The 24,309-nt window shown below is 66.5% G+C and carries 30 protein-coding genes and 5 pseudogenes; 11 read left to right on the top strand and 24 right to left on the bottom strand.

The window, feature by feature from the left end:
- Positions 1–13 precede the first annotated feature (13 nt).
- The 8 genes from IEZ15_RS36970 to IEZ15_RS36935 all read right to left on the bottom strand — a co-directional run bounded on the left by IEZ15_RS36970 (position 14) and on the right by IEZ15_RS36935 (position 3,928).
- The gene (locus IEZ15_RS36970; protein ID WP_189281230.1) at positions 14–421 is read right to left on the bottom strand and encodes a gas vesicle protein K; all 408 of its coding nucleotides are present in this window, start codon (positions 419–421) and stop codon (positions 14–16) included.
- A complete protein-coding gene (locus tag IEZ15_RS36965) occupies positions 411–659 on the bottom strand; it encodes a gas vesicle protein (RefSeq protein ID WP_114243088.1) in 249 nt (82 codons plus the stop codon). Before IEZ15_RS36965 ends, IEZ15_RS36970 begins: the two co-directional genes overlap by 11 nt.
- The gene (locus IEZ15_RS36960) at positions 656–1,468 is read right to left on the bottom strand and encodes a GvpL/GvpF family gas vesicle protein (protein WP_189281229.1); all 813 of its coding nucleotides are present in this window, start codon (positions 1,466–1,468) and stop codon (positions 656–658) included. The genes IEZ15_RS36965 and IEZ15_RS36960 overlap by 4 nt, the downstream gene beginning before the upstream one ends.
- Positions 1,465–1,920, bottom strand: coding sequence for a gas vesicle protein (locus IEZ15_RS36955; protein ID WP_189281228.1), 456 nt, complete (start codon positions 1,918–1,920; stop codon positions 1,465–1,467). Before IEZ15_RS36955 ends, IEZ15_RS36960 begins: the two co-directional genes overlap by 4 nt.
- 82 nt (positions 1,921–2,002) lie before the next feature.
- Positions 2,003–2,254, bottom strand: a complete 252-nt coding sequence (locus tag IEZ15_RS36950; protein ID WP_189281227.1) for a gas vesicle protein GvpG — start codon at positions 2,252–2,254, stop codon at positions 2,003–2,005.
- A 9-nt stretch (positions 2,255–2,263) separates the two neighbouring features.
- Positions 2,264–2,977, bottom strand: a complete 714-nt coding sequence (locus IEZ15_RS36945) for a GvpL/GvpF family gas vesicle protein (protein ID WP_189281226.1) — start codon at positions 2,975–2,977, stop codon at positions 2,264–2,266.
- A gap of 3 nt (positions 2,978–2,980) precedes the next feature.
- Positions 2,981–3,445 (bottom strand): gas vesicle structural protein GvpA, encoded by a 465-nt coding sequence (locus IEZ15_RS36940; protein ID WP_189281225.1) that lies wholly within the window; start codon positions 3,443–3,445, stop codon positions 2,981–2,983.
- Between the two features lie 87 nt (positions 3,446–3,532).
- Positions 3,533–3,928 (bottom strand): gas vesicle protein GvpO, encoded by a 396-nt coding sequence (locus IEZ15_RS36935; protein WP_189281224.1) that lies wholly within the window; start codon positions 3,926–3,928, stop codon positions 3,533–3,535.
- 468 nt (positions 3,929–4,396) lie between these two features.
- Here IEZ15_RS36935 and IEZ15_RS45620 point away from each other — a divergent pair, with 468 nt between their 5' ends.
- Positions 4,397–4,552 (top strand): DUF6131 family protein, encoded by a 156-nt coding sequence (locus tag IEZ15_RS45620; protein WP_229846355.1) that lies wholly within the window; start codon positions 4,397–4,399, stop codon positions 4,550–4,552.
- 444 nt (positions 4,553–4,996) lie between these two features.
- Here IEZ15_RS45620 and IEZ15_RS36930 read toward each other — a convergent pair whose 3' ends face one another.
- A complete protein-coding gene (locus IEZ15_RS36930; RefSeq protein WP_189281223.1) occupies positions 4,997–5,386 on the bottom strand; it encodes a VOC family protein in 390 nt (129 codons plus the stop codon).
- 214 nt (positions 5,387–5,600) lie between these two features.
- Between IEZ15_RS36930 and IEZ15_RS36925 the strand changes: the two are divergent.
- A pseudogene (locus tag IEZ15_RS36925) lies at positions 5,601–5,836 on the top strand (LysR family transcriptional regulator); the annotation flags it as partial.
- A gap of 323 nt (positions 5,837–6,159) precedes the next feature.
- Entirely contained in the window at positions 6,160–6,456 is a 297-nt protein-coding gene (locus tag IEZ15_RS36920) for a hypothetical protein (RefSeq protein WP_189281222.1), read from the top strand.
- 175 nt (positions 6,457–6,631) lie between these two features.
- Here the strand turns inward: IEZ15_RS36920 and IEZ15_RS36915 are convergent, their stop codons facing one another.
- From IEZ15_RS36915 to IEZ15_RS36905, 3 genes and pseudogenes are all read right to left on the bottom strand, one after another.
- Complete coding sequence (locus IEZ15_RS36915) at positions 6,632–7,681, bottom strand: SRPBCC family protein (RefSeq protein ID WP_189281221.1); 1,050 nt, start codon at positions 7,679–7,681, stop codon at positions 6,632–6,634.
- Between the two features lie 6 nt (positions 7,682–7,687).
- Positions 7,688–8,512 carry a histone protein gene (locus IEZ15_RS36910; RefSeq protein WP_189281220.1) on the bottom strand — a complete coding sequence of 275 codons (825 nt, stop codon included), beginning with the start codon at positions 8,510–8,512 and terminating at the stop codon, positions 7,688–7,690.
- Between the two features lie 7 nt (positions 8,513–8,519).
- Positions 8,520–8,763 (bottom strand): annotated as a pseudogene (locus IEZ15_RS36905) (gas vesicle protein GvpG).
- Between IEZ15_RS36905 and IEZ15_RS36900 the strand changes: the two are divergent.
- Positions 8,762–8,974: a hypothetical protein gene (locus tag IEZ15_RS36900; RefSeq protein WP_189281219.1), complete on the top strand. Its 213-nt coding sequence runs from the start codon at positions 8,762–8,764 to the stop codon at positions 8,972–8,974. The pseudogene IEZ15_RS36905 and the gene IEZ15_RS36900 overlap by 2 nt on opposite strands.
- Before the next feature lie 304 nt (positions 8,975–9,278).
- Positions 9,279–9,584: pseudogene (locus tag IEZ15_RS47715) on the top strand (hypothetical protein); the annotation flags it as partial.
- 23 nt (positions 9,585–9,607) lie between these two features.
- Here the strand turns inward: IEZ15_RS47715 and IEZ15_RS36895 are convergent.
- On the bottom strand, positions 9,608–10,054 hold the full coding sequence (locus IEZ15_RS36895; protein ID WP_189281218.1) for an SRPBCC family protein: 447 nt from the start codon (positions 10,052–10,054) through the stop codon (positions 9,608–9,610).
- 156 nt (positions 10,055–10,210) lie between these two features.
- The gene (locus IEZ15_RS36890; RefSeq protein WP_164495245.1) at positions 10,211–10,366 is read right to left on the bottom strand and encodes a DUF6131 family protein; all 156 of its coding nucleotides are present in this window, start codon (positions 10,364–10,366) and stop codon (positions 10,211–10,213) included.
- Positions 10,367–10,643: 277 nt separating this feature from the next.
- Between IEZ15_RS36890 and IEZ15_RS47380 the strand changes: the two are divergent.
- Both IEZ15_RS47380 and IEZ15_RS45605 read left to right on the top strand, forming a co-directional pair.
- Positions 10,644–10,739: pseudogene (locus tag IEZ15_RS47380) on the top strand (transposase); the annotation flags it as partial.
- Positions 10,740–10,767: 28 nt separating this feature from the next.
- Positions 10,768–10,984 (top strand): annotated as a pseudogene (locus IEZ15_RS45605) (hypothetical protein); the annotation flags it as partial.
- A gap of 115 nt (positions 10,985–11,099) precedes the next feature.
- On the opposite strand, the gene amaP reads toward IEZ15_RS45605, so the two are convergent.
- The 5 genes from amaP to IEZ15_RS36860 are packed head-to-tail and all read right to left on the bottom strand — an operon-like array spanning position 11,100 to position 13,531.
- Positions 11,100–11,696: an alkaline shock response membrane anchor protein AmaP gene (amaP, locus tag IEZ15_RS36880; protein ID WP_189281217.1), complete on the bottom strand. Its 597-nt coding sequence runs from the start codon at positions 11,694–11,696 to the stop codon at positions 11,100–11,102.
- A gap of 8 nt (positions 11,697–11,704) precedes the next feature.
- The gene (locus IEZ15_RS36875) at positions 11,705–12,388 is read right to left on the bottom strand and encodes a DUF6286 domain-containing protein (protein WP_189281216.1); all 684 of its coding nucleotides are present in this window, start codon (positions 12,386–12,388) and stop codon (positions 11,705–11,707) included.
- Positions 12,385–12,837, bottom strand: a complete 453-nt coding sequence (locus IEZ15_RS36870) for an Asp23/Gls24 family envelope stress response protein (RefSeq protein ID WP_189281215.1) — start codon at positions 12,835–12,837, stop codon at positions 12,385–12,387. The genes IEZ15_RS36875 and IEZ15_RS36870 overlap by 4 nt, the downstream gene beginning before the upstream one ends.
- Positions 12,838–12,851: 14 nt before the next feature.
- On the bottom strand, positions 12,852–13,061 hold the full coding sequence (locus IEZ15_RS36865; RefSeq protein WP_189281214.1) for a hypothetical protein: 210 nt from the start codon (positions 13,059–13,061) through the stop codon (positions 12,852–12,854).
- Positions 13,062–13,099: 38 nt separating this feature from the next.
- Positions 13,100–13,531 carry an Asp23/Gls24 family envelope stress response protein gene (locus IEZ15_RS36860; protein WP_189281213.1) on the bottom strand — a complete coding sequence of 144 codons (432 nt, stop codon included), beginning with the start codon at positions 13,529–13,531 and terminating at the stop codon, positions 13,100–13,102.
- Positions 13,532–13,724: 193 nt separating this feature from the next.
- On the opposite strand from IEZ15_RS36860, the gene IEZ15_RS36855 reads away from it, so the two are divergent.
- Entirely contained in the window at positions 13,725–14,513 is a 789-nt protein-coding gene (locus IEZ15_RS36855) for a hypothetical protein (RefSeq protein WP_189281266.1), read from the top strand.
- 550 nt (positions 14,514–15,063) lie between these two features.
- Here IEZ15_RS36855 and IEZ15_RS36850 read toward each other — a convergent pair.
- Positions 15,064–15,849: a transposase gene (locus IEZ15_RS36850; RefSeq protein ID WP_189281212.1), complete on the bottom strand. Its 786-nt coding sequence runs from the start codon at positions 15,847–15,849 to the stop codon at positions 15,064–15,066.
- Positions 15,850–16,588: 739 nt separating this feature from the next.
- Here IEZ15_RS36850 and IEZ15_RS36845 point away from each other — a divergent pair.
- Positions 16,589–17,152 (top strand): hemerythrin domain-containing protein, encoded by a 564-nt coding sequence (locus IEZ15_RS36845; protein WP_189281211.1) that lies wholly within the window; start codon positions 16,589–16,591, stop codon positions 17,150–17,152.
- Between the two features lie 1,563 nt (positions 17,153–18,715).
- On the opposite strand, the gene IEZ15_RS36840 is transcribed toward IEZ15_RS36845, so the two are convergent.
- Complete coding sequence (locus IEZ15_RS36840; protein WP_189281210.1) at positions 18,716–19,285, bottom strand: type 1 glutamine amidotransferase domain-containing protein; 570 nt, start codon at positions 19,283–19,285, stop codon at positions 18,716–18,718.
- Positions 19,286–20,150: 865 nt separating this feature from the next.
- Here IEZ15_RS36840 and IEZ15_RS36835 point away from each other — a divergent pair.
- Complete coding sequence (locus IEZ15_RS36835) at positions 20,151–20,324, top strand: CsbD family protein (protein WP_114243069.1); 174 nt, start codon at positions 20,151–20,153, stop codon at positions 20,322–20,324.
- A gap of 381 nt (positions 20,325–20,705) precedes the next feature.
- Here IEZ15_RS36835 and IEZ15_RS36830 read toward each other — a convergent pair whose 3' ends face one another.
- The 3 genes from IEZ15_RS36830 to IEZ15_RS36820 are packed head-to-tail and all read right to left on the bottom strand — an operon-like array spanning position 20,706 to position 23,497.
- Positions 20,706–21,890, bottom strand: coding sequence for a cytochrome P450 (locus tag IEZ15_RS36830; protein WP_189281209.1), 1,185 nt, complete (start codon positions 21,888–21,890; stop codon positions 20,706–20,708).
- Between the two features lie 34 nt (positions 21,891–21,924).
- The gene (locus IEZ15_RS36825) at positions 21,925–23,298 is read right to left on the bottom strand and encodes an NAD(P)/FAD-dependent oxidoreductase (protein ID WP_189281208.1); all 1,374 of its coding nucleotides are present in this window, start codon (positions 23,296–23,298) and stop codon (positions 21,925–21,927) included.
- The gene (locus IEZ15_RS36820) at positions 23,288–23,497 is read right to left on the bottom strand and encodes a ferredoxin (RefSeq protein ID WP_189281207.1); all 210 of its coding nucleotides are present in this window, start codon (positions 23,495–23,497) and stop codon (positions 23,288–23,290) included. Before IEZ15_RS36820 ends, IEZ15_RS36825 begins: the two co-directional genes overlap by 11 nt.
- Before the next feature lie 378 nt (positions 23,498–23,875).
- On the opposite strand from IEZ15_RS36820, the gene IEZ15_RS36815 reads away from it, so the two are divergent.
- The gene (locus IEZ15_RS36815) at positions 23,876–24,250 is read left to right on the top strand and encodes a transposase (RefSeq protein ID WP_373302698.1); all 375 of its coding nucleotides are present in this window, start codon (positions 23,876–23,878) and stop codon (positions 24,248–24,250) included.
- Positions 24,251–24,309 lie beyond the last annotated feature (59 nt).

Here is a 24,309-nt window from a genome sequence, read left to right as displayed (position 1 = left end):
GTTCTCCCTGGTGTCATTCGGGTGGTGGCAGTAGAGTTCCGAGAGGTCCGAGATTCAAGTTGAGATCTTGCATGGAAAGGTCGTATCGAGAGCAGAGTTCAATCATACGACTGTGCAGAATCATCAAAGTTGCTCCGAGGCGTTCCTCCTGTTCCTCGGTGAGGTCTCCTGCGTCGACCCGCTGAAGGGCCTGGCGTTCCATGAGCTGTCGTAGTAGCTCGACGAGTGTGAGTACGAGTTTGATCAGGTCCCGTTCCACTGTGTCCGGGTCGGTAGTGATCCGGTGGGCGGGCCTTCGCGCCTCCGCACCGCCCCGGGGCAGGATGTCCTGCGGCACCGCGGGCAGCATGCGGAAGGCGCGGGCGGCGGCATCGGCGATCTCGTCGAGGCGGCTTCCGGGCGGACGGTCCTCACCTGTCATGGTCGTCTCCTGTGGGTGCTGAGATGGCATGCCAGGGGGACGGATTCTGTTCGCTGATGGAGACGATCAGCGCGCGCAGCGATATGCGTACGAGGTCGATATCGGCGATGGAGAGCACGACGTCACCGGTCAGGACCACCCCTCCGCTGAGCAACCGGTCCAGCAGGTCGATCAGTGCGATCTGCCGTTGCGGCAGCGGCTCCTCCGGCGTGGCCTCCGGCCTGCTCGCCGCCCTCACGGCGTGGTCCCCTTCAGCGGTTCTGCTTCGGCGAGGGCGGCGAAGGAGTACGGGGCCCACGGCCCGGTGACTTCGACGCGTACCCCGGGTAGTCCTTCCGCGGCCTGCATGACATCGGCGCGGAAGTCTTCGGCCTGTTGCAGCGGCACAAGGTAGGCGTCGTTGATGACGTTCTCTCCCGGCCCGCGGGCGAGTTCGCCTTGCTGCGGCCGGTGCTGGACGCGATCAACCGCATAAGCGCGGGCGGCGGCCTCGACCCGCTCGGCTGCCTGTTCGGCGCCCCGATAGGCGTCTTCGCGGGCGTGTCGCTGTGCTCTGCGCTGGCTGAGGTAGGCCCGCCCGGGGCTCAGACCCGCATCTGTGGGTGGGCTTGCTGGCCTCTCGGTCTCAGCGGCCGCTTCGACATAGATCTTGACGCCCCACTCCACCTGCGCTGCCAGGTCGGTCAGTCTGCTGGCAAACGCCTCGTGGCGGACCCGGAGCATGAGTCGCACCCGCTCGTCGTCGAGGTATACCGTCGCCAGACGCAGTGGCAGGACGGCGGTGCGGGCGGCCAAGGCCTGAATCACCCGGTGATGGGCGCGGGCGACTGACTCCAGCCAGTCCAAGTCCTCAAGATGCGCTCGCAGCGCGGCTTCTTGGAAGTCTCGCTCGGGTACCGGGCTCACGACGACCACATCGTCGCTGTGTTCTACACGCACTAGATGCACCGGCGCCTCCGCCACTCCAGGGAGCCCGGACAGAGCTTCTTCCAGCGATCCGTCGGCGTCCCGTGCTACGGCGTAGGCATAGGAGACCGTGGCGGTCATGGCTCGTCCCGCCTCTCGCTGCGGGGGATGGGCTCTGCTCGTTTGGTGTGTGAGGTGTGTGAGGTGCGCCGGGGAGTCGCAGCGCGGCTCTCCTCGTCCTTGACCCGTGGCAGCTCGCGGTCCTGGCGCAGCGCCGTGATTTCAGCCTGCAGCCGTTTGTTCTCCTCGGCGAGTGAGCGGTAGCCGTCGTTGGCGCGTGACGACAGTGAGGGATCGTGCTCCCACCAGTCAATGCCCATTTCCTTCGCTTTGTCCACCGAAGCGATCAGCAGGCGCAGCTTGATGGTAAGTAGTTCGATGTCCAGGAGGTTGATCTGGATATCGCCTGCGATGACGATGCCCTTGTCCAGTACGCGCTCCAGGATGTCGGCGAGATTGGCCGAGGAGCCCTGGCCATACGGGGCGGACCTGGACGGGAGGTCGCCCAGCCTCCTGGCGACGGGTTCGGTCACGGCCGCTGCACCTCAATTCCCTGGTGTCCCGGAGCTTCGACGGGAGCGCGTGGAAATGCGCCCGTTCCACCGGCTGCCGCGATCAGGTATCGACGCCCTGGGCATGGGCCCTGATTTCGTCCAGCCGGTCCAGCAACTCGTCCTCGCGCCGGTCGAAGGTTTCCTCGTCGATGTCTCCCGCCACGAGCGCTCGCTCAAGTGCGGCGAGTTCCCGTTCGACGGGTGCCGGGTCGTAGTACTCGTTCTCCGCGGCCTCGACGACGCGCTCCATGACCCAGGCCACGCCGCGCACCGGCGCCAGCGGAAGAGTCGCGAGTTGAGTCAGCAGTCCCATGAGGGCTCCTTAGACGAAGCTGTAGGCGGGCAGCGGGCCGACCAGTCGCAGGTCGAAGTCCTCGCCCAGTTCCTTGGCGACATCCTGTTCCGCGCCGAGGAAGCTCTTCTCGTTGTCCCGCTCCACAAGGAAGGACACATTCAAGAAGTCGTTCCCGGTCGGCTGCGACGAGCGTTCTTCCCGCGCGAATCCGCGCAGCGCATCGAGCACTCCGACGGCGAGCCGATCCTGCCGCGCTTGCACTTCCTGGGAGACCAGCTCCCCGAGGGCGAGCGGCAGTTCCGGGCTGCTGCGGCCGCTTCTGATCTCCTCGTTGAGCTCGCGCGCCTCGTCGGACTCCTGAAGGATTTGGCGCAACAGCGCATCCTCGTCCTGGGCGGCCTTCAGGTGGTATTCCATGCAGCCCTCCAGCGCCCGCAAGCGTTCGCTGAAATTATCCGTACCGTCCTCCAGGACCGCTCGTACAGCGTCGTCGTCCGTGGTGGTGAAGCCGAACTGCAGCGGCAAAACGGTGCCGTCGGCCATCAGCTGTTCCTGGACGGACTGGTGTGCGCTGAGGTCTCGGCGTTTGGGACGCAGCTCCTCGGGCGCGTCGCTGACGACCGCGGACAGTGTTTCGGTGCGCACCGTGCGTAGGGTCGCAGGCGGGTCCCCCACCCCGTGGAGGCCGTCCAAGCGCTGCGGGTGGGTGGCCCTGACAATGGAATACACGTATACGGCCATGGTTCACTCCTCGCGGCGTCGGGCGGCAGGCCGACGCCGCGGCCGCTCCCGCCTCTCCTCGGGCTCCTTGCGCCTCTTTTCTGGCTGCTCGGCCTCGTCGTCGTCACGTCCCCCTTTCAGAGCATCGGTCAGCACGTCAGCGGCCCCGCTCAGCGCACCCTTGGCTTTGCCATGTGCTCCACCCTCGGTTACCTCGCCGACCAGGTCGGTCAGCTGAGACGGAGCCTTGCGGCCCTCCTCCAGATCGAGGCGGTTGCAGGCCTCCGCGAAACGCAGGTAGGTATCCACGCTCGCCACGACGATGCGGGCATCGATCTTGAGGATCTCGATGCCCACCAAGGACACACGTACAAAAACATCGATCACCAGGCCGCGGTCCAGAATCAGCTCGAGGATGTCGTAAAGATTCCCCGACCCTCCTCCGCCGGCCCTGGAAATGGTTCCTCCGCCCTGCGGCACCATAGTCATGGTGCCTCCTTTCAGCAGCTCACCCGTGGCTCCGGACGAGGCCGTTTCCGTTCGACCGGCGAGCGGTGCAGCAGTGGTATTCCGGCCCTAGCCACGCGGGTCGATCTGGGCTCGGGTGTAGCGGCGGGTGCGCTCGTACGCCAGCAGTTCGCCTTCCTCGTCCAGCGTCACCCGGTAACTCGCCATCACGCTGGTAGTAGCGGGGATACGCTCCAGCTCCAAAACTTCCACGTCCGCCTGCCAGCCGCTCTCCGTCGGCTTCACCGCCGAGACGGACTCGGGTGCTCGCCCCAAAAGCTCCTGGAGCTGCTCAGCCGCATACCGCATGGCCCGCGGGGCCGAAACCCTACGGGCCGCACGCTTCGTTTCGCTCGTGCGGCTGCTGGCCCGTCCGGTGCCGGTTTTCCTGGCGGTCTTCTTGACGGGCTTCTTGCTGGACGGACGCCGGACGCGCCCTGTCTCGTCCTCTTCGCCTACGGCCATGTTCCCGCTCCGGAATCGGAGACGACATGATGCCCGCGTCACCTTCACAAGACGCCGTTCCATGATATACGGCCAGGGCTGACGGCATCTCGGAGCTCGCACATTGCTTCAGCGCCGGGCACAGCCTCCTAACCGCGCGCCGTAGCCCCCACTGGCTGCATAGCGCCATCGCTGCCGCATGAGAAACGCTGTGAGTGGTGGGGTGGTGGGGTGGTGGGCACGCTATCCCTCAAGGAAGGAATCGCTTCCACTGAGGCCCTGGGCGCGAGACTCCTACCAGCTCAAAGACCGCGACATCGGCCGCACACCGAGCGCGGCAACCGGCTGAACAACTGCAGACGGGGCCAAAAGTCCCCGACCCCAAGGGGTCCAGGTTCAGAGACCGCCGACATCCCTGAGCAGTTGCCCTTGCGGTGTGCAGGGATCACAGTAAAAAAACAGAGGGCATGTGCGAGATCGGAGCACATCGTGATAATTCTCGGAATTATTTTGCTTGTCGTCGGGTTCGTGACCGGGATCTCCATACTGTGGACAATCGGGATTGTTCTCGCGGTCATCGGGGTTGTCTTGTGGATCTTGGGGTCGCTGGGGCACGCGGTCGCTGGTCGAAGGCATTACTGGTAGCCCGGCGGAGTCTCGCCACTCAGCGAGTTGTGGAGGTGTTTTCTGGCCTTCGGTTGGAGGCCGCCGCAGTTTTCAGGTACTGCCGACCCCGAAACACTTCGAGCAGGCCTCCGAACTGGCCACCGAAGCATATTGATCCCCGAAACGCTTTGGGTTCTGGGTCGTTGGTGGTGTGTGAGCGATCTGGTGGGGGACGCGCGGCACCTGTCGCCGTCGGCGCAGGAGGCCCTGCGGTTGCGGGCGGTGGCCGCGTTGGTGGCAGCACCGAGCCCGGAACCAAGCCGAACTTGCCACCGAAACAAGCCGGTTCTTCCGCAGACGCCAGCGACAGCCACACATCGTCCGGGGCTACTTCGGCGGTCCCACTGTCCGCTACGTCCTGGACGAGAACCCATTGAGTTTCTGATCAATAGGGGGTGTCCGATGGGTTTGCCGTGGGGATTCTCAGGCGTCCTGCGGGTACCAGCGCAGTTCCACGGTGTTGCCGTCCGGGTCCTGCACATAGAGGGAGGCCGCGGTGCCCTGGGCGCCGAAGCGCTCGCCAGGACCGTCCAGCACCGTGAAGACGTCGGAATCGATGACCTGCTGCCAGTCGAGCGGCTCGACCACCAGGCAGATGTGGTCGACGTTGGAGCCCTGCGGCTGCTCGTCGGGCGCCTCGACGAGGTCGATGATGGTGGTGGGGCTCACCCGCACGGACGGGAAGGAGACCTTGCCGGCCCGCCACTCCTCCACCCGCACCGGTTGCAGCCCCAGCGGGCCGGTGTAGAAGGCGAGCGAGCGCTCGATGTCGGCGACGTTCAGGACGAGGTGGTCGAAGGCAATCACGCGCATGGATGTCTCCGCAGGGTGGGGTCGGCCGGGGTACCGGTGGTGGTACGACGGGGCCGGCGGTTCCGGGCCTTGCCGGTCCGGGGCGGTGGCTGTTCGCTGACTGCCGTGGCCAGCCCTTGACTTCAGCATCGCCGAACAGGCATCCATTGGTCCAACGCATGTTTGTCATCCGATCCATCGTGGTTCACGATGGTTCAATGGGGATCTCCAGCAGATGCGCTACGTTCTCGCGGTAGCGGAGACCACGAGCTTCACCCGCGCCGCCGAGCGGTGCCACGTCGCCCAGTCCGCGCTCCGCCACCAAGTGGCCTGGCTGGAGAAGGAACTGCGTGCCCGGCTGTTCGAGCGGACCAGCCGCTGGGTGCGGCTGAGCGGGCCGGGGCGGAGGTGGCGGCGGCCACTGGCGAGATACGAGGCAATCTGACCGTCGGATCGATTCGCACTGCTGCGCGGACATACGTACGTGCACGTTGCTTGTGGACCTCGAAGCCCCCGGCGACCGATCGATGTGCTGCCCGGCAGGGAATCCGCGCCAGAGCCCGCTGGCTCGCCGACCATCCTGAGGTGGAGGTCATCTGCCAGGACCGTGGTTCCACCTACGCCGAGGCCGCATGCGCGGCGGCACCGCAGGCCGTCCAGGTCGCGGACGCCTGGCACCTGTGGAACAGCCTCGGACAGTAACTGTGGAGAAGACCGTACGTGCGAGGACACTGCAAATGCGTTCGGTCCGCGTTCGCCGATACGGGCCCGCCTCTTCCGAAGCGGAGCCACGTTTGGCCCCGGACGGAACCAACGACGTCAACGGCCGTCCGCGCCGCATCATCGCCGGTATCCGCGAACGGCGCCAGGCCGTGCACGAACTCCTTTCCCATGGATGCCCATTGCGTGGAATCAGCCGCGATTTGCAGCTCGACTACTACACGATCCGACGCCATGCCAGAACTCCAGATGTCGACGATCTGCTGGTCAAGGTCACCTCCCGCCGGACGCTGCTGGACGACTTCAAGCCGAACATCTACAAGCGGTTCGCTGAGGGCTGTCACAACGCCGGCCAGCCAGATCTTCCGTGAAGTCCGCGACCAGGGTTTTCGAGGTGATCCGCCCCCGCTGCACCGGACGATGCGCAAGCCGCGCAAAGTCCTGCGGTGGATCACGACCCATCTGGACAGACTGCGGCCCGACATTGGTGGTCTACGGCCCCGAAACGGGGTAGACCCCTGCCTGAAGCCGACGTCAGTCATGGCGTCACCTCTGTCGCCTTTGCTTCCTGGAGGGTGTTACGTCCTCTTCCTCTCCTTCCTCCTCTTCTTCCTCGTATTCGCCTTCTTCTTCGTCTTCAGGCTCGTCCTCGTCCTCGTCCTCGTCCTCGTCCTCGTCCTCGTAGTCTTCGTCCTCGGGCTCGTCGTCCTCAGGCTCCTCCTCGTATTCCTCGTCCTCGGACTCCTCGCCTTGTGCGTCCTCCTGCTCGGCGGCCTCTTCTTCTTCCATGGCGTCTTCGTGGGACACGACGACTTCACCGTCCCGGATTTCACCGCGCCAGCCCTCGGGCTCTTCCTGGGCGAGGGAGACGTATCGCTGAAAGTGCTTGAAGTCGAGTCGCATGCGGCGCCCTTGGGCGCGCCACAGGTTGCCCGTCTTCTCGAAGAACCCGGACGGGTAGTACTCCACGACCAGGACGATTCGAGTCAGGCTGGGTGCCAGCTCATGGAAGCTGACCGCACCACGGGTAGTTCCCTTGGCTCCCTCGGACGTCCAAACGATGCGGTCGTCGGGAATCTGTTCCTGGACAGTCGCTTTGAAGCTGCGCGAGGAAGGGCCGACTTTGACCTTCCAGTCACTGGACATCTCATCGCTCTTCGAGACGTCGCGAACACCCTTCGCGAAGCTGCTGAATTGGTCGTACTGCGTCCAGTGGTCGTACGCGACACGCAGGGGCACTCCCACATCGAGCACCTCGATGATGTTCATGACCTTGCCGCCGCTCGACTTGCGTTTCCCCTTTCCGCCGCCGAACGCTTCCTTGACCGTCCCCACGACTTTGTCCTTGACGCCCTTGGCTTTCTCCCCGACGAATGCCTTCAGCGGGGAGTCGCCCTGGAGAATACGGGAGCCGATCGCGGGAAGCGATCCACTCTCGGCCACATCAGTGAGCTGCCCAGTGACATCGGCCAGTTTGTCGCCCGCCTTCTCGGCGAGCCTCTCCACCTGTGCACTGAGGAAGTTGGACGCCTCTTCGCGAAGCCGGTCCGCACCCGACATTTGTGCCGTGGGCTGGTCTGTTTCCGTCCTTGTCATGACTGGCTACCTCCGACGATCGGCGCGCTTGGACGCTGCTCGCTTCGACGACGTCGTCTTCCGGGCGGCGGACTTCTTGGCCGGAGCAGTTTTCTTCGCAGCCGTCTTCTTTGGCGGGGCCGTCTTCCGGGCGGCGGACTTCTTGGCCGGAGCAGTTTTCTTCGCAGCCGTCTTCTTTGGCGGAGCCGCCTTCCGGGCGGCAGACTTCTTGGCCGTCCGAGGCTTCTCTCCTTGGGCGGGAGCGGCCTTCTTGCGTTCCGCGCTCCCTCTAGGCTGGGCGCGACTGCGGCGCCGCCTCGGCTGCCTCTCTTCCGGCTCTTCCTCTTCCTCTTCCTCGTATTCCTCTTCCGGTAGTTCCTCCTCTTCCTCCTCCTCTTCCTCCTCTTCCTCAGCCTGGCCCTCTTCGTACTCGGCCTCAGGCTCTTCCTCTTCCGGTTCCTCCTCTTCCTCGTACTCCGCGCCTCCCTCTTCCGGCTCGTACTCTTCTTCCTCCCCCTCTTCCTCCCCCTCATCTTGCTTCTCACCGAGCCGCGCCGTGCGGTCGCTGATGGCGTCAGCCAGCGAACTCATGCCCCGATCGGCGGCGGCAGCCACTGCCTTACGGCCTGCGTCGAAGACTTCCCCTTTCAGCTGCTCCTGCAGCTCGGCGAACTGGGGAATCTCTCCGAGTCTGCGCATCCCTTCGGCGGCAAGCTGGCGGGGTTCAAGGCCGAATCGTCTCCCCGCCAGATACGTCGCAATTGTCAGCGCCAGCCGGCCCTTCTTCGTCCGGCCCAGCACATAGCCGCCCACTACTGCGGCCGCGAGGGTCACCTTGGCTGTGTCATCCATAAGTGCGTCACCTTCGATCGTTCGGTGCGGGGCCGACCTGTGCAGCATGCAGCCGGTCGAGCAGCCTTTCCTCTTCCCGGTTCGAACTCCTCCGTGCTGATATCTCCGTCTTCAAGCTCCCGGTTTAGTACAGCCAGCTGGGCACGGAGCACTCCTGGGTCGTGCAGCTCGCGCTCGGCAGCGTCGTTGAGCTTCTCCGCCACCCAGATCACTCCGCGGACCGGTGCGTTGGGGAGCGTGATCAGTCCCATGTCAGACTCCGGCGGCCTGCACGTGAGTGCCTGCAGCGGCGACGAAGTTGCAACAGGGCAGCGGGCCCGCAAGACGCAGCTCGACGTGTTCGCGGTCTGCGCTTCCGAATCGCTCCGCCGCGCTTCGGAAGTCGTCGTTTGCGCCACGCGGCTGGCGTCGAAGCTTTCCCGCCGCGCGGCCGACGTTCTTCTGCCATGCATCCAAGTCTGATCGGTATCGAGCGCCTCGCACCTTGAGGAGCTGTCGGGCGCACCAGCCGGGGTGGGCGACTGCTTTGGTGATCGATGTTTTGGCGGTGTAGCGGACGACGGTGCACGAGCCCATCCTTTGCATGGCTGCGGGGTCCAGGTGCCGGTCGTACGGTCAGGCTGCCGGCCGGGTGCACGAAGGGCTGTTCCACGGCTGTGGTCGTGGCGTGTGCGAGTCCACGTCGGGCAAGGGCGAGACAGACGCTCCGTGTAACTGCGGCGCGCGGCGTTGCAGCCAGGAGCACCACTCTCGTCGCCACCTGACGGTCGAGCGCTCCACCCGCTATCTGATGCTCGTACATCTGCCGCGCGGCCACAGTGTCCTGGCCACCCGTAACGCTCTCGCCGCGACGGTCCAATCCCTTCCGCCGCACCTGTGGCTTTCCCTGACCTGGGACCAGAGAGTGGAGGTGGTGGCCGCCGAACTCAACAGCCGACCACGAAAGACGCTCGGGGAAGCCCCAGCCGAGCGTCTCGCTAAAGCTACTGGAATCAGTCAGCTGACCAGCAGTGTTGAGACGACCCCTCAAATCCGCCGGCCACCGGGCATCGGTGGGAAGACGAACTGTTAAGGCTGGTCCTCCCGTCCTGTCGCTCACCCCGTGTCCTGGGGCATTCCCTCGACGACTTCCGCCAGTCGCCGCAGCATGCTGCGGTGCCGGATCTGCGCAAAGGCGTCGAGAACTGTGTTGTGGAGACTCCCTCCCAGTCCGCGCAGCGGATGCTCGTCGAGAATGACCAGGGTCTTGTCGCCCCACGGCCGGATGTCGAAGGCGATCCGTGCCGTACCCAACGGCCCTCCGTGCGCTTCGAGTTCCAGCGCGCGCGGCGCGTCGAGGCGACGGACCGTCGTGCGTCCGTGGAACTGCTTCGGCCCCACACGCACCGTGTATTTGATCGACGATCCGACTTCCGGCCAACGCCCGTCACCCGGGCCGGAGTCGAAGGTCCCCACCACCCAGTCCGTGTAACGGCTCTCGTCCTCCAGAACCGCCCAGAGTATGGACGGTTCCCTTGCGATGAGCTGATGACGTACAGCCATGTGTGCTCCCATCCGGGACGCTGAATTCCCGACCCTGGTAGCGATCTGCGGGCCGGGCACCAACATCCGCATCGAGCATGCGGCACCCGAGCACACCGAGATCACAGCCGCCGCTGGACATCACATTGGCCGCACGGGGGGCCGGAACAAGCAGCCCTACCAGTAATGCCGTCGGCCGCCCACCGCATGCCCGACGGCACCCAGGATCCAAAGAACGATGCCGATCGCGACGAGCACGATACCGATGGTCCACAGGATCGATATGCCGGCCACCAGACCGATGACCAGCAGAATGACGCCGAGGATGATCATGGCGTCCTCCGTTCTCCCAGGTCTTTTCAGTATGCGCCTCACACATACACACGGCGATGCAGACCGCGCGAGGCGATCGTCCACCAGACCAGGGAAACCATGCCGCGAGGGCAGGCGCATCCTGTGCTTCCGCCTGGCTGTCATCGCCAGTGCGCTCGGCACCAGAGGCGCCGTAATGCAACTCATCAGCTTCCGACAACCGTCCTGAAAAGCGCAGTTCGAATCTAGGGGGCATGGCCCCGTCTGCACGAGGCTCCATGGCGGCACCTCCCACAACGGGACCCGCTCCAAGACGGCACGGACCGACGTCGGCCCAATGGAGATCACCGTGCCCAGGGACCGTGAAGGCGCGTTCGAGCCGAAGATCATACGCCAGCGGCAGAAGCCTCTGCCGGGGGGGCAAGGTCCGCGGTCACTTCCCCAACGAAGGCCGCACTGAAGCGCGTCAACATGGAGATCACGTCCCTGGACTTCACCGGCAAGGGTCCAAGCCGCTGGACCATGTGTTGGAGGACCGCACTGAACGCCTTCGACATCACCTTCGACGGCCGTCTCTCAGCAGTCCGCCAGAAACCTCAACAACGTGAGCTACACCGGTCGTTTGGCAGACCCGCATGAGGGCCTTGTGCTGGTCGGTGGAGATGTCGCAATCCACACCGAACTCAGAAGGCCCTCACCTGTTCAAGATCACCACACCGGCGATAACCGTCACCAACCTTCGTGGACAGATCACCTAGGCGACGCGGCGGGCGCGGTGGCGGACTTCCCGGAGTCGGACCTCCGACGAGAGGCGGTCCAGGCCTGCCGAGTCCCGTGCGTGTGCGAGCGTTTCCCGGCTCAGTTGCTCCAGAGTTCGCGCCGGTTCCGCGTGAGGCTTGAGCAACAGCCGTACTCGTGCGGCCGGAGCAGTACGCCGACCCGTCAGCCGCACATGAGCCCGCGAGATCCCGTCCAGGACCTGCGCCTCTTCCTCGAGTGCGTCCTCCAGCGCGCGGCCGTTGAGCCGGGCCGTGGAGTCGTCTTCGCTCTCGATGAGGACCTGGCCCAGCCGGTGTCTGCGCAGTTGCGCCAGAAGCCACCACAGCAGCAGCGCGAGAAGCACGGCGAGCACCGCAATGACGGCCGGCCACCACCAGTCCTCTTCCCGCCACCGGGTGCGTCCCTCGGTGCCCAGCACGACATCGTTCGGACCTCGGAAGGGCCACCAGCCCGGCACGTCGAACCCCCAGTGGCGCTGCAGATCCAGTCCGCCCAGCAGCACGCCGCCACCCAGGGCGAACAGTCCAAGGCCGAGTAGCCCCAGCAGCACCCGGTTTACCGCCTTGAGCATGGGACACTTCACCCCTTCTTCGGGCGCCGGACGCGCACGTCGAGCGTGGGCTGTTGGGCGAGTCCCAAGTTCGTTGCGGCTTCGCTCAGCGCGGCGTCCAGATCCGCGTGGACCTCGTTGAGATCGCGGAAATGGGCCTGTGCCCGGGCTTTGACCTTCCGGCGGCCGACATCGACCCGTGCCGATTGCACACCGGACACCCGTACGGCTCGGTCGCGCAGAATCAGGGCGGCTGCGTGGCGGTCGAGCCCGGCGCGGACCTCCCCTGTTCTGGGGATTCCGGTGGGCTGCCGCATGGGTAGCAGTCCGCGCAGTCCCGGCGTCACCGCCAGCAGGAGAAGCCACAGGCCAAGGGCCATCGCTACTGCGGCCCCGACGGTCATCCAGATGTCATGCAGTGGTCGTGTGGCCAGTTCCTCGGCGAGCCGCCGTCGCCAGCTCATCCCGGGCCGGTCTGCCCGCACCGAGACCACGTCGTACAGGAGCAGCCCAATGGCTGCGACGGACAGCAGCGCCACAATGGCTGCGGGGATCCGCCGTGCGGACCAGAAGCGGCGCGCCGGCCGGCCCGCTCTACGGACCGCTGCCGTCGTGCCCTTGCCTGGGGGATTGCCCGCGGACGTAGTTGCCTGTCCCGCACCGGGGGGAATGTCGCCATCGCCGGTCGGCTGTCGCCAGGTGTTCGCGCTCATCTCACTCTCTCCCGGTCTGTATGCCGCGAGTGCACCGAGTGCAGCCTCTCGACCGACACCGCGAGTTCGGACACGTCCATGCCGGCCCATGTCCTGAGCCGTTCGATGACCTCGCGGCGCACCGCAGCGCACTGAGCCCCGATGTCGGACGGATAGCCCAGCTCCACGGCGATGTGCATCCGTACTTCGCCGAGCACGGCCGGACGGCTATTGGCAGGATCGCCGTCCCGTCCTGCGGCGTTCTCGTTCCGCTCCGGTGCCCGCCGCACAGACGTCGTCACGCGTGGTGTCCGGCGGCCGGGCGGTACGTGGCCGGCCGACTCGGTGAACCGGCTCAGCGCCTCGCGGGCCACGTGGGAAGCAATTTTCGCAACGACACGGTCGGAGACGGTGGTCGCACCCCGCTCCCCGCGAGGAATGCCCGGACGACGATCGACGTCACTGGTCACTGCCGCCAGTCTCCCTATGCCTGTCGCCGGTCATCGCGCATCCGCTGGTGGTCGTCACGGCGGCGGATGAAGTCACCCGGTTCGAGATCACCTTCCATCAAGCGCCCGGCGACAAGTCCGACGGCGCCCAGTATCAGCACGAGCAGGAAGGCCCAGAAGCCACCGAAGTATCCGGCGAAGCCCAGTGCCATTCCGGCAATCAAGCCGACCACAGCCTTGCTCATCACGCGCTCCTTCGCTCAAGCGGGCTGCTCCCCCTTGGCTATTGGACCCGCTGCCGCTGTTCCTCTTCGTCCTCCTCGTCGGGCAGCTTCACATCGCTGACCGCGATATCGACTTCCACCACTTCCAGGCCCGCCATCCGCTCCACTGCGGAGATCACGCTCTCGCGTACGTCACTGGCCACGTCCGTGATGGAGACGCCGTAGTCGACGACGATCTCCAGATCGATGGCCGCCTGCACCTCTCCCACCTCGACACTGACCCCGCGCGTGACGGATTTGCCACTACCGGCGCCGGGCATCCGCTCCCGCATGGATCCCATCGAGCGCGCGAATCCACTGCCCAGGGCATGGACGCCGGGCACATCGCGTGCTGCCATTCCGGCGATCTTCTCTACCACCACGTCGGCGATGGTCGTCCGACCGCGAGAGCCGGGCGCACCGCCGTGCTTTCCGCCGGTGTTCTCAGTCATCGGGCTGTTCCTCCCTGAAGGAGATCACCTAGCACTCTTTGATCAGATTATATTCGTTTTAGTGGGTTTTATCAGATGTGCGGACCATGAGACGGGGTGGTCCAACGAGTGGTACGAAGTGCCCCTGCCCAGAGCCCCTGCCCAGAGCCCCTGCGGAGTCGGGGCGCAGTGTGGGAGGGGGAGAACCGCGGCAATGGAAGAGGGTGAGAGGCCGGTGAAAACTGAGGCGTGGATGGAGGCAGTACGGCGCCAACTCGGCCTGGGTCGGCTGCTCCCGCTCGGAGGGCCTGACGACGGGACGTGGATCACCGAGCAAGCGGCCGTCCGGGCCCTCGGGCGCACGGCCGCTGAGATTCCTGGCGTTTGGCTGGAGAGCCTACGCATCGGACCGGCATCGCTCGGGCCCGTGTCCGAGCCGTCCGTCCGTCCGCCGGCCAGCGCGCTACCGCCTGGCCCGCTCAGGATCGAGGCCGCGTTCACCGCATTCATGGGGCAGCCACTGCCCCGCACCGCGGAGCAGTTGAGGAGCACATTGCTCAACGTGGCCGCTGAACGGCTCGGCCTGGCCACCGTGGCAGTTGACCTGCGCGTCACGGATCTCCATGAGGGCCCGGAGAGAGACGTCAGGCCGCAGACCGCAGAGAACGCCATGGGGCCCCCGCCGGAGGCTGCAGCCGCGCGAAGCTCGCTCCCAACGACCGGAACAGGACCCATGCGGGGCCCCATCGGGAAGCTGGCCGACGTCGCAGCGGCTGTTCCGGGCGTGGCCCGCCTCACCCCCGTGCTGGGAAGCCGCCCGGTCAAAGTAGAGCAACATGACCATCCACCAGGCCGGCACATCGAGGTCCAGCTTGCGGTCGCCCCCGGATATCAACCACTGGAAGTCGCCCGCGCCGTCCGGGCGGCGGTAGCCGACGCAGCCACCAGTGACACCTCGGGCCCGGTGACCGCCGCCGTCCTCATCACAGAAACCGCAGCCTAACTGTATTGATCACGAGCGTTGTTGAAACTGAGGCCAGCCGCATCTCCTTCCGCCTGGGCCGGCCGGAGCATCCGCTCGAAGGTGCCGTCCTTGGCTCAGCGGTGGAAACGGTGTTCAGTGCGGCCCACGGGCCGTATCGCTGGCACGTGCCGCCAGGGTGCCCCTGTAGCTGCCGGTGTCGACCTCGGTGAGGACATCGAGCTTGACGAGGCGTTTCAGCTTGGCGCGGGTGCCTTCGATGTTGTTCGGCAGCAGTTCGTGGTCAAGGGCTTCGCAGACGTCACGGGCTCGTAGGGGGCCGGTGGCCTCGTTGAAGACGGCGAGGATGTGGGGATAGTCCGGGTGCTCGGGCAGGTCGGGCGAGACCGGGTGGGCGGGGAGCCGTTCGGTGAAGGCGGTGACGGTCTTCCGGTGATCGCCAGGTGTTCGAGCTGGGTCTCGGCCGCCCGCAGCTGGTTCTGTAGTTCCGTGATCTGGGCGCGGAGGTCGTCGGCCAGGGCGCGGGCGGCCTCTTCCTGGATGTCGAGCGCGTCGAGCAGGGGCTGGATGTTCATGCGGGCACGGCCTGCGGGTCGCGCCAGGTGGGGGTGGTCGTGCTGGTGAGCCGGCGGGTCATGGTGTGGGTCATCGCCCAGTAGACGCGGGAGACGGAGGAGGCCGGGTGGTGTTCGTAGTCGCGGACCAGGCGCCGGTGCAGTATCAGGATCCCGTAGGTCTGCTCGACCCTCCATCGCTTCGGCTGCGGGACGAACCCCTTGTCCTGCGGGTTGCGTTCGACAATCTCGACGTCGATGCCGATGCGGGTGCCGTGAACGGCGACCTGGTCCAGCAGGGCGATGCCCGCGGCGTTGTCGTGAGTGCTGGCGGCGAGGACGATGACGGCGATGACCAGGCCCAGAACGTCCACGGCCAGTGCCCGCTTGCGGCCGGGCACCCGTTTCGCCGGGTCCCGGCCGGTCGTGGAGGCGGGAACAGTGGCAGCCGCGTGGACACTCTGTGTGTCCAGCACCACCAGGGTCGGGTCCTCTAATCGGCGGGCCTTCTCACGGACCTGGCAGCGCAGAAGTTCATGGATGACCTGATCGGTCCCGTCGTCGCGCCACGCGGCGAAGTAGTAGTACGTAGCGCTCTTCGGCGGCAGGTCGTGCGGGAGGTAGGCCCACTGGCAGCCGGTCCGGCCCTGATAGAGGATCGCGTTCACGATCTCCCGCATCGCGTAGGCGCCCTGGTGGCCGCTCACCGAACGGTGCCGGTCCTTCCATGCCGTGATCACCGGATCGATCAACGACCACTGCACGTCCGACAAGTCGCTCGGGTACGGCTTGCGTTCACTCACCCCGCCACACCAGCAGACCACCGGCCGCAGACCAGCAGATTCCGCTCGCACCCACACCATCAGGCGATGACAGAACCACTCAAAGAATCACAAACCGCCCTCTCAGTGGGCGTTTAGGGATGGATTGTGGTGCTAAGTCACTCCTGCGGCCAACGTTCTTCGGGTTGATTTACACCTTACGTGCGCCTTCACAGCCTTCCGGGCGCCGACCTGTGTGCCTGTTAAATCCACTTCTCGGCACTGGATTCCGTCTGGTTTAGTAATGGGGCGGAAGATTCCCGCCAGTGCGGAGCTTCCAGCATTTCAGGCTGTGCACGTTGGCGATGAATACGGGAAAGCGGGTCGAAATACCCATCACGAATCAACATCAAACGACGCCCACTGATGAGCCATGTGCCTGATGTATGTCCGGATGGCGCCTTGGCCGGCGGTGCGGGATCGGGCGCGGGCACTGTGATGGTGACGCGCGGTGGAGCGTGGTCGGGGCCAGTGTGAGGGCATGACCCTGCCACCGCCGCGCGGAGCCGACGCCCACCGTCACGAGTAGCCGTAATCCCGGTCGGCCCCAGGAAACCAGGGGCAGCAGCAGTGTGGGCCCTGATGTGGCTGTGCCGGGGAGGTGAGTGCCGGGTCTGTCTTCGCGCGAAGGGCGCAGGTTTTGCGTCCATGGCCTGTTGTCTGGGCGTCTGCACCCTCCTTCTGAGGGGCGATGAACCCGAGAAAGAGGAAAGGGACTGTCATGGGACACGGCGGCAATGTGATCGCGGAGCTCACGGCCGATCATCGTGAGCTGGAGGCACTGTTCACGCAGATCGAAGCGCAGCCCGTCGACCATCCGCAGCGGCGCGAACTGGCGGACCGGCTGACTGCGGAACTGGTACGGCACTCGGTTGCCGAGGAGTTGCACCTGTATCCGGCGGTACGCAATCACGTATCGGACGGTGCGGCACTGGCGGACAAGGAACTCGCCGATCATGCCAAGGTCGAGCAGATGCTCAAGGATCTCGAAGACCTGCACGCCGTTGATCCGCAGTTCAACGACATCGTCGCGAAGCTGAAGTTCGCGGTCGCCTCCCACGTTCGCGAGGAGGAGCACGAACTGTTCCCGAGACTCGCGGCGTCCCTCCCACCCGAGAAGCTGGACGAGCTGGGGCGGCTGGTGCGCCGGGCCAAGGAGATGACCCCCACCCGCCCCCACCCCTCGCTCCCGAACACCCCGCCCGCCAACAAGCTGCTCGTGCCCGGGGCCGGGCTGGTGGACCGCGTACGCGACCTGCTCAGCGGCCGCACGACCAAAGGCTGACCCCAGGCCGCCAACATGCCTCGCTGCCCGTCACACAGCCGGAGCGGTATCGAATGCCGACCCTCGAAAAGATCAGGCCGGTGACCGGCGCGCCCTGCTGGGTGAATCTGATGGCGCAGGATCTGCGCGCAGCACAGTCCTTCTATACCGATGTCATGGACTGGATGTTCCGGGAGAGCATCCTGGGCAGCAACTTTTCGGTGGCTCTGGCCTGCGGTGAACCGGTCGCCGGAATCGGATGCTGCTCAGCTGGTGGCCCTCCAGCCGATTGGGCCCCGTACTTCGCCGTCAAGAACGCGGATGAGACGGCGGTCCGGATCGGCGAGCGCGGCGCCACGCTCGCCGTGGGGCCGCTTCCCCTGGGCGAGGACCGCGTCGGGATCGCTGCCGACCGTGACGGTGCCGTGTTCGGATTCTGGGAAGGCCCGGGCCTGTTCTGGTCCGTGGGGCGGGGCAGTGCTCCAGCCCGGCTGGACCTGCAGACCCGCGACGCGTTCGAGGCCACCATCTTCTACGCGGAGATCTTCGACTGGGCCCAACCGCCCGGCGGTTGCACGGTCGACTACGCGCAGGACCACGTCCTCATCCAGGCCGTGGGACACACCGTCGCCACCCTGCGCGGCGGAGGTATCGACCCGGACCCGAGAATCCGGCCCGTGGATCGTGGACTTCCGTGTCCAGAGCAGCAAGCAGGCCGCGGCGGCCGCCGTTGCTGCCAGGGGCGAATCCTCACCGGTTCCCTCACTCGCCGATGTCTCAAACGACGCCTTCGTCATCCGCGACTCCGATGGCGCCCTCTTCACTGTGTCCGACACCTGACGACAGCGACCCGCCGCTGGCGGAAGGGAGAGGAAAGGCGCCAAGCGTGCATACCGTACGCCAGCCCCCGTCCCCACCCTTGGGCTGGACGGTCGAGCAGGGCCTTGGCGAAGGCCGTCGCGCGAGCTGGCAGTGAGCCTGCCTGCCGAGGACAGCGCACTGGCCTGCCGTCTCTGTCGTCCGGATACCGCGCTCAGCCCGCTGTGGTGCGCTGCGTCTCCGTATGCGGTCACACCCGCGCCGCATGAGGATCGGTTTACGGGCGGTGGCCCGGTTGCGCCCCGACTCCCTGCGCGGGGCGTTGGCACTCTTCCCCAGTGCTCCGGTCCGCTTCCCGACACACATAGGGTCTCGCCGCTCGTGTCCTACGGCGACGCTGTGACTTGTGGCTTCTCGCGGTGTCTCACGTCGTGTCCAGCCGGTCAGTCTCACGATCGTGTCCGAATCCTTAGGGACAGCCGCGAGGGACAAGCGGCTGACCTGCGGAGTCTCACGAGAGGACACCGGCATGGGAGCGGGGGCGGCTACATCGAGGCGTGGAGGGCAGGTGCGGCAGCAGGAGGAGGCTGACCGCGATCTCCCGCGGTGCGGAAATCGCCATACGGCACTTCGACCCCGATCTGGAGCTGTTGCAGGTGCGCCTGACGAGACCCGTATGGTGGCCTGTGATCCGTTTGTACGCTGGCATGGATGAGTCCTCCCGTGAGCCGGAGGCGCGCGGCGGGGACCGGTCTACCGGTCCGCTCAGTGGGTATCTACGGCGAGCGCCGCGTCGATCTCTTGCAGGAAGGGCTCCAGATCGTCTGGGTTGCGCGAGGTGATGAGCGTCCAGCCGTGGGAGTCGTCCTTGATGACCGGCTCGTCGTCCCATTCACCACCGGCATTGGCGATGTCTGTCCTCAGCGAGCGGTAGGACGTGAGTCTCTTACCTTTGATGACACCCGCTTCGACCAAGGTCCAGGGTCCGTGGCCGATGGCCGCTACGGGGCGACCGGACGACGTGAAGGAACGGACGATCTCCGTTGCCGATTCCTGCCGACGAAGAGTATCGGCGTTCAACGTGCCACCTGGCACGAGCAGTAGGTCGTAATCGGCCGGGTCAACGTCGTTCAGAGTGAGTTCGGGTCGGATGGTCTTGCCGGGAGCCCTGTCGCCGACCAGGGTCTGAATATCGTCCGCCGACACGGCAGCGACGTCCACGTCGGCGCCCCAGCTCCGCAGGTGTTCGAGGGGCACCAGAAGTTCGTCCTGCTCAACGCCGTAGTTCGTGACGATTGCCAGGACCCTCCTCATGCTCACGTCGTTGTCAGACATTCTCAGGTCCTTTCGGGATGGAACGGTCCGCCGGGAGCGCTGTTGCCTTGCGCCCATTGCGGCCCTGCCAGGCCTCCCGGCCCGCGGGGGCCGACCGGAAACAGCGCAGGGCCGGAGCTCAATCGCCGCAGTGATGATCAAGGGGCTGCGTGGAGACTCGGCGCCGAAGACCGCGCCGCGGGGGCCGCACGACAAGGCTGTTGCGGTGATCGCCCTCCACCACCCGGCATGTTTCCGCCGCCATGCCGGGGGCCACCCCCGCCGTGCCAGCATTCGGTACGGGGAAGTAGAGACTCCAGCGCGGACTCGTCCGCTCGCCGCTCAGCATCGAACCGGCCGGTACGATCCGGGCGGGCTGCCACGCTGCCGACGTCCCGGATCGCGACGCCGCCGTCTCGTAGCGGACCTCCCAGTAGCCGGGCCTGGCGCAGCCCACTTGAGTACCTCGCCGTAGAAGATTCCATCGGATGTCTTGACCAGCATGCGCGTCCGGCGCGCCAGCGGCGAGCGTACAGCGAGAAGCCGAAGCAGGAAGCCGCTGTGCTGTTCCTCCGTACACGCGCTGAGCAGGCAGATGAGGCTGCTGTTCCCGGCGTTCATCCATGTTCATCCAGGAGAGGCCCCGAGACCCGTCGTCGGTAGGCCGAATTCCGGCGCCCCACGACCCGCAACTGCCGTCCGGATCAGGTCCGAACCCGACTCCCAGCCAGATGCGGAGCTGCCCCCTGGGGCCAGGTCCTGGGATCCACGAACTGCCCGACCGGCTAGAGCGCCGCCCTACGGCGACACCTCACCGATTGCGGCCTCAGATTGACCGGCGCAAGGTGGAGACGTCAACCCCCTCACAGTGAAGGACGGAAGTGTCATGGGTAAGGGAAAGGCGAAAGCCAAGCAGGTCAAGGGCAAGCTGAAGGAAACCGCTGGCGGTGCCTTGGGCGACGAGCGCATGCAGGCAGAGGGCCGCGGCGAGCAAATGACGGGAAAGGCCCAGGAGACCGCAGCAAAGGCGGCTGAGCGGCTGAAGAAGTCCGGACAGTAGGGCCTTGACACAGAGGGGGCCGACTTATATGGGGAAAGCGGGACGCGGTCGGGTTGGCCGCTCGTAGCGTGCCGTAGGACGCCGGTCCGGGTGACTCGTGAACCGTCAGCCGCTCTTCGGGGCTGGCTCTCCCGGGGTATGTCGCCGGTCCGGTGTCCGTCCGCGGTCTGACTCAACAGAGGCGTGTCCCGGCCAGGTTGGTTCCGGAAGTCGGCGTGTCGACCGTGGCTGTCCCCGTTGTCCGCTCGGTGTCGACCCACACAAGTCCACCCACACCGCCACCGCCGTCGAGCCGGTCTCGAACCAGCAGGTCAGGTCGATGCGGATCAGGCCAGTCTGGCGGACTAGATGGTCGGGCCTGCTGTCTGCCGCCACGCAGCCTCAAAGTTGGATGGGCAGGTGGCGGGGTCCACGGAGCATGGCGTTCTGCCGGTAAGGGGGCGGGTCCTGGACCAGGCGTGCCGTGCCGAGGTGGGGAAGCAGCGCGCCGAGCGCGGCCTGGGCTTCGATGCGGGCGAGCGGTGCGCCGTAGCACAGGTGGATACCGCTGCCGAAGCCGAGGTGCTCGTTGTCGGGGCGGGTCGGGTCGAACCGGTCGGGCTCCTGGAACCGCTTGGGGTCGCGGTTGCCTGAGGCCAGCACCAGTACAACGGACGCGCCTTGGGGGATCGTGGTGCCGGCGACGTCGATGTCGGCGAGGGGGATGCGCTCGCGCATGTGGACCGGGGGCTCGTAGCGCAGCAGTTCCTCCACCGCTCGCGGCAGCAGGTCGGGGTCTCGGCGCAGCTGGTCCAGATGCTCTGGGTGGCGCAGCAGGGTGAGCACCCCGTTGGTGATCAGGTTGACCGTGGTCTCGTGTCCCGCGATGAGCAGCAGCACGGCGGTTTCCGCGAGTTCCTCGGCGGTGAGCCGCAGGGCCGGATCCGGCTCATTGACGAAGGCGGAAAGCATGTCGTCGCTCGGGTGGCCACGGCGCTGCTCGGCGAGGTCCACCAGGTACCGGCCCATCTCGATCCGCGCCTGGTCGCCTGCCCGGTCCCGCTCGGTGGAGTCCTCTTCGGGCCTGACATCGGCGGACGCGACCAGCGCGTCGGACCATTCCCTGAACAGCGGCTCGTCCTCGCGCGGCACCCCGAGCAGCCGGCAGATCACCGTGACGGGCAGCGGGTAGGCGAAATCGTCGACGACGTCGACCTGTCGGCCCGGCTGAAAGACCTCCATCAGTTCCTCGGTGATCCGGGCGATCTCGCCGCGCATGGCATCGACCCGGCCCGGGCTGTGCGGCGGGCCGAACGGCCGCATGGCCAGGGTGCGCAGCCTGTGGTGCTCGGGGTCGTCGAGCCGCAGGAACGGCGGCTTGTGTGTCGCCTTGCCACGGATGCGGGGATCAACACTCATCCGTGGGTCGTGGAGCAGAGCGGCGATCTCGTGGTAGGTGCCGACCACGTAGCTGCCGTCTGCCTGCCGCACCACGGGGCCGGCCTCGCGGAGTTTCGCGTACAGTGCCCAGGGGTCGGGGCGGTTGGCGTAGTCAGTGATCCGTGCCAGGAGGGTGTCGGCTGTCATGCGTACGGCTCCTCGTGGTGGGGCGGGACGTGGGTCAGCCGGTGGGCTGCACTACGGTCAGTCGGCGGTCGGGCAGGTAACCGGTGAGCGCCACGGTGGGGCCGTGGGACAGTTGCTTCGGATCCGGCACGTCGGACGGAATCGGGATGTCGGCCGCGATCGCACGGTCCGCCGCGCCGGGCGGGGGCGGGAATGAAGCAGCAGTCTCGATCAGGTGCGTGTAGTAGTCGAGCGACTTGGCCATGTTGACGGTGACGGCGGCGGTGACCCGCCCCTGGTATCCGTAGACCATCGTCAGACGGCGCGCCTCGAGAGAGCCTTGGGCGATGACCACGTGGTCGGAGAAGGTAGGCACACCCACCGACTTGATGTTGAGCCCGAATTGGGTCGACCAGAACGTCGGGAGGGCAAGGTGCGGGCGCCGCAGGGGCCCCGGATTGACCATGTTGTGGGCCGCGACCTCGGCCTGCGCGACCGCGTTACCCCAATGCTCCAGGGAGAGCATCTGGTACCCGAACAGCGGGTGCGGGAACCGGGAGACATCGCCGGCCACGAAGACGTCGTCGGTGACGATCCCGTACATGTTGAAGGCCCGGCACCCGGCGTCGCAGGCGATTCCGCGCGGGCCCGCTGCCAGTCCGGAGTCCGCCAGCCACTCGACGTTGCGGATCGCCCCCAGTGCCGCGACGCACACGTCGGCGTCGATGCGGCTGCCGTCGGACAGCTCCGCACCGATGAAGCGGCCGTTCCCGTCACCGCGCAGGGCGGTGATCGTCACCCCGCAGCGCAGATCCACGCCGTGATTGCGCTGCATGACGGCCGCGAGCTTGGACAGCGTCCCGCCCAGCGCGCCCACCAGAGGCGCGGGTCCGCGTTCGGTGACCGTGACATCCAGCCCCCGTTCCCGGCAGGCCGAGGCGATCTCGGAGCCGGTGAAGCCGCCGCCGACCACCAGCACCCGCTGCGGCCCGGCGGCCAGTCGCTCGGCCAGCCCCGCGGCGTCGTCGCGGGTGCGCAAGGTGAACACTCCGTCCAGGGCGGCCTCCTCCGGGTTGGGCCAGGGCCGGGCCCGAGTCCCGGTGGCGATCAGCAGCCGGTCGTACGACAGCGACTCGCCGTCGGCCAGCATCACCCGTTTCCCGAGAGGGTCCAGGCCGGTGGCACGCACTCCCAGCAGCCAGTCGGCGTCCGGGTCCCGGCGCATCGGCAGCCCCGTGGTGTCCGCCGCCGCCTGGCCGAGCAGTACCTGCTTGGACAGCGGAGGCCGGTCGTAGGGCGGACAGGGCTCGTCCCCGACCACGGTCAGTGAGCCGGTGAATCCCTCGTCACGCAGCGTCTCCGCGGCCCTCAACCCGGCCAGTGACGCGCCGACGATGACGATGCGGCCGTCCCGCAGATCACCGGTCACCGGCGCTCACCTCCTCGCCGACGAGGATGGCCTGCACCGGGCACGCCGCCGCAGCCTCGCGCACGCGCTCGGCCTGGCCGTCCGCCACGGCAGGGGCGTACAGCAATCCCTCCTCGCCGTGCAGCTGAAACACCTCCGGCGCGAGGAACACGCACTGCGCATAGCCCTGGCAACGCGTGAGGTCCACAACGATCCGCATTTCCCACCAGTCCCTCCGTCATCTCACCCCCTTCCGTTTTCAGGATGGGCGGAGAACCGGTCACTCGCACGGCCACTGCTCCGGCGTCGGGGCCCTATGACGGATGCCTGCCAGGTTGTCCATCAACAGTTCCCAGCCGGTGCCCTGGTGCCCTGCTGGTGCCGATCCCGCAGGGGCGGCCGCTGCCGTGGCACAGGAACTCGGTGGGCTGAACGAGTGAACGCAGCTGCTCCGCGGGTCAGCCCAGGGCGCGGTCGAGGTTGAATGGGCGCTGATGAAGGCGAGGTGGGTGAAGGCCCCTCCCTGTCAGACTCTCGTGAGACATGAGGACAATCGAGTCTTCTGTTGTGAGTAGGGCGAGAACAGGATCTTTCGAGCGTGACGCTGAGTAATGCCGATCTCTTGGCCACCGGTGTGGCCGACGATGAGGTCGTGGGCAAGAAGAAGCAGAGTCCTCGTGCGGGCGGGCCGAAGCGGCGATCCTTCACCGCGGAGTACAAGCTGCGGATCGTGGCGGAGTACGAGCGGCTGGCCGAGCCCGGTGCGAAAGGCGCGCTGGTACGTCGGGAGGGGCTGTACCACTCCCACATCATCGACTGGCGGACTGCCCGCGACGCAGGCGCGCTCGACGCGCTGGCCGCCAGGCCGACCGGACCGCCGGGCAGGTCGGCCGCCGAGAAGGAGAACGAGAAGCTGCAGGCGGAGAACGTGAACCGCCCCGGGTTCGGTAGAGATCTCAGATTGTGGTTGTGACCTGGGGTTTCGTGGATTCCATGTAGTAGTTGGCTTCGTACTCGACGGGCGGGACGTGG

The organism is Streptomyces atratus, from assembly GCF_014648655.1.
GTDB classification, from domain to species: domain Bacteria; phylum Actinomycetota; class Actinomycetes; order Streptomycetales; family Streptomycetaceae; genus Streptomyces; species Streptomyces atratus.
Note: the sequence above shows the minus strand (reverse complement) of the source record. Positions and strands in the feature narration are given on the sequence as shown.

Bases quoted from the DNA above. Each gene is read 5' to 3' on its own strand.
- IEZ15_RS36970 (WP_189281230.1), bottom strand. From the start codon at position 421: ATGACAGGTGAGGACCGTCCGCCCGGAAGCCGCCTCGACGAGATCGCC.
- IEZ15_RS36960 (WP_189281229.1), bottom strand. From the start codon at position 1,468: ATGACCGCCACGGTCTCCTATGCCTACGCCGTAGCACGGGACGCCGAC.
- IEZ15_RS36950 (WP_189281227.1), bottom strand. From the start codon at position 2,254: ATGGGACTGCTGACTCAACTCGCGACTCTTCCGCTGGCGCCGGTGCGC.
- IEZ15_RS36945 (WP_189281226.1), bottom strand. From the start codon at position 2,977: ATGGCCGTATACGTGTATTCCATTGTCAGGGCCACCCACCCGCAGCGC.
- IEZ15_RS36940 (WP_189281225.1), bottom strand. From the start codon at position 3,445: ATGACTATGGTGCCGCAGGGCGGAGGAACCATTTCCAGGGCCGGCGGA.
- IEZ15_RS36935 (WP_189281224.1), bottom strand. From the start codon at position 3,928: ATGGCCGTAGGCGAAGAGGACGAGACAGGGCGCGTCCGGCGTCCGTCC.
- IEZ15_RS36930 (WP_189281223.1), bottom strand. From the start codon at position 5,386: ATGCGCGTGATTGCCTTCGACCACCTCGTCCTGAACGTCGCCGACATC.
- IEZ15_RS36915 (WP_189281221.1), bottom strand. From the start codon at position 7,681: ATGACAAGGACGGAAACAGACCAGCCCACGGCACAAATGTCGGGTGCG.
- IEZ15_RS36910 (WP_189281220.1), bottom strand. From the start codon at position 8,512: ATGGATGACACAGCCAAGGTGACCCTCGCGGCCGCAGTAGTGGGCGGC.
- IEZ15_RS36900 (WP_189281219.1), top strand. From the start codon at position 8,762: ATGTCAGACTCCGGCGGCCTGCACGTGAGTGCCTGCAGCGGCGACGAA.
- IEZ15_RS36895 (WP_189281218.1), bottom strand. From the start codon at position 10,054: ATGGCTGTACGTCATCAGCTCATCGCAAGGGAACCGTCCATACTCTGG.
- IEZ15_RS36890 (WP_164495245.1), bottom strand. From the start codon at position 10,366: ATGATCATCCTCGGCGTCATTCTGCTGGTCATCGGTCTGGTGGCCGGC.
- amaP (WP_189281217.1), bottom strand. From the start codon at position 11,696: ATGCTCAAGGCGGTAAACCGGGTGCTGCTGGGGCTACTCGGCCTTGGA.
- IEZ15_RS36875 (WP_189281216.1), bottom strand. From the start codon at position 12,388: ATGAGCGCGAACACCTGGCGACAGCCGACCGGCGATGGCGACATTCCC.
- IEZ15_RS36865 (WP_189281214.1), bottom strand. From the start codon at position 13,061: ATGAGCAAGGCTGTGGTCGGCTTGATTGCCGGAATGGCACTGGGCTTC.
- IEZ15_RS36860 (WP_189281213.1), bottom strand. From the start codon at position 13,531: ATGACTGAGAACACCGGCGGAAAGCACGGCGGTGCGCCCGGCTCTCGC.
- IEZ15_RS36855 (WP_189281266.1), top strand. From the start codon at position 13,725: ATGGAAGAGGGTGAGAGGCCGGTGAAAACTGAGGCGTGGATGGAGGCA.
- IEZ15_RS36845 (WP_189281211.1), top strand. From the start codon at position 16,589: ATGGGACACGGCGGCAATGTGATCGCGGAGCTCACGGCCGATCATCGT.
- IEZ15_RS36840 (WP_189281210.1), bottom strand. From the start codon at position 19,285: ATGTCTGACAACGACGTGAGCATGAGGAGGGTCCTGGCAATCGTCACG.
- IEZ15_RS36835 (WP_114243069.1), top strand. From the start codon at position 20,151: ATGGGTAAGGGAAAGGCGAAAGCCAAGCAGGTCAAGGGCAAGCTGAAG.
- IEZ15_RS36830 (WP_189281209.1), bottom strand. From the start codon at position 21,890: ATGACAGCCGACACCCTCCTGGCACGGATCACTGACTACGCCAACCGC.
- IEZ15_RS36820 (WP_189281207.1), bottom strand. From the start codon at position 23,497: ATGCGGATCGTTGTGGACCTCACGCGTTGCCAGGGCTATGCGCAGTGC.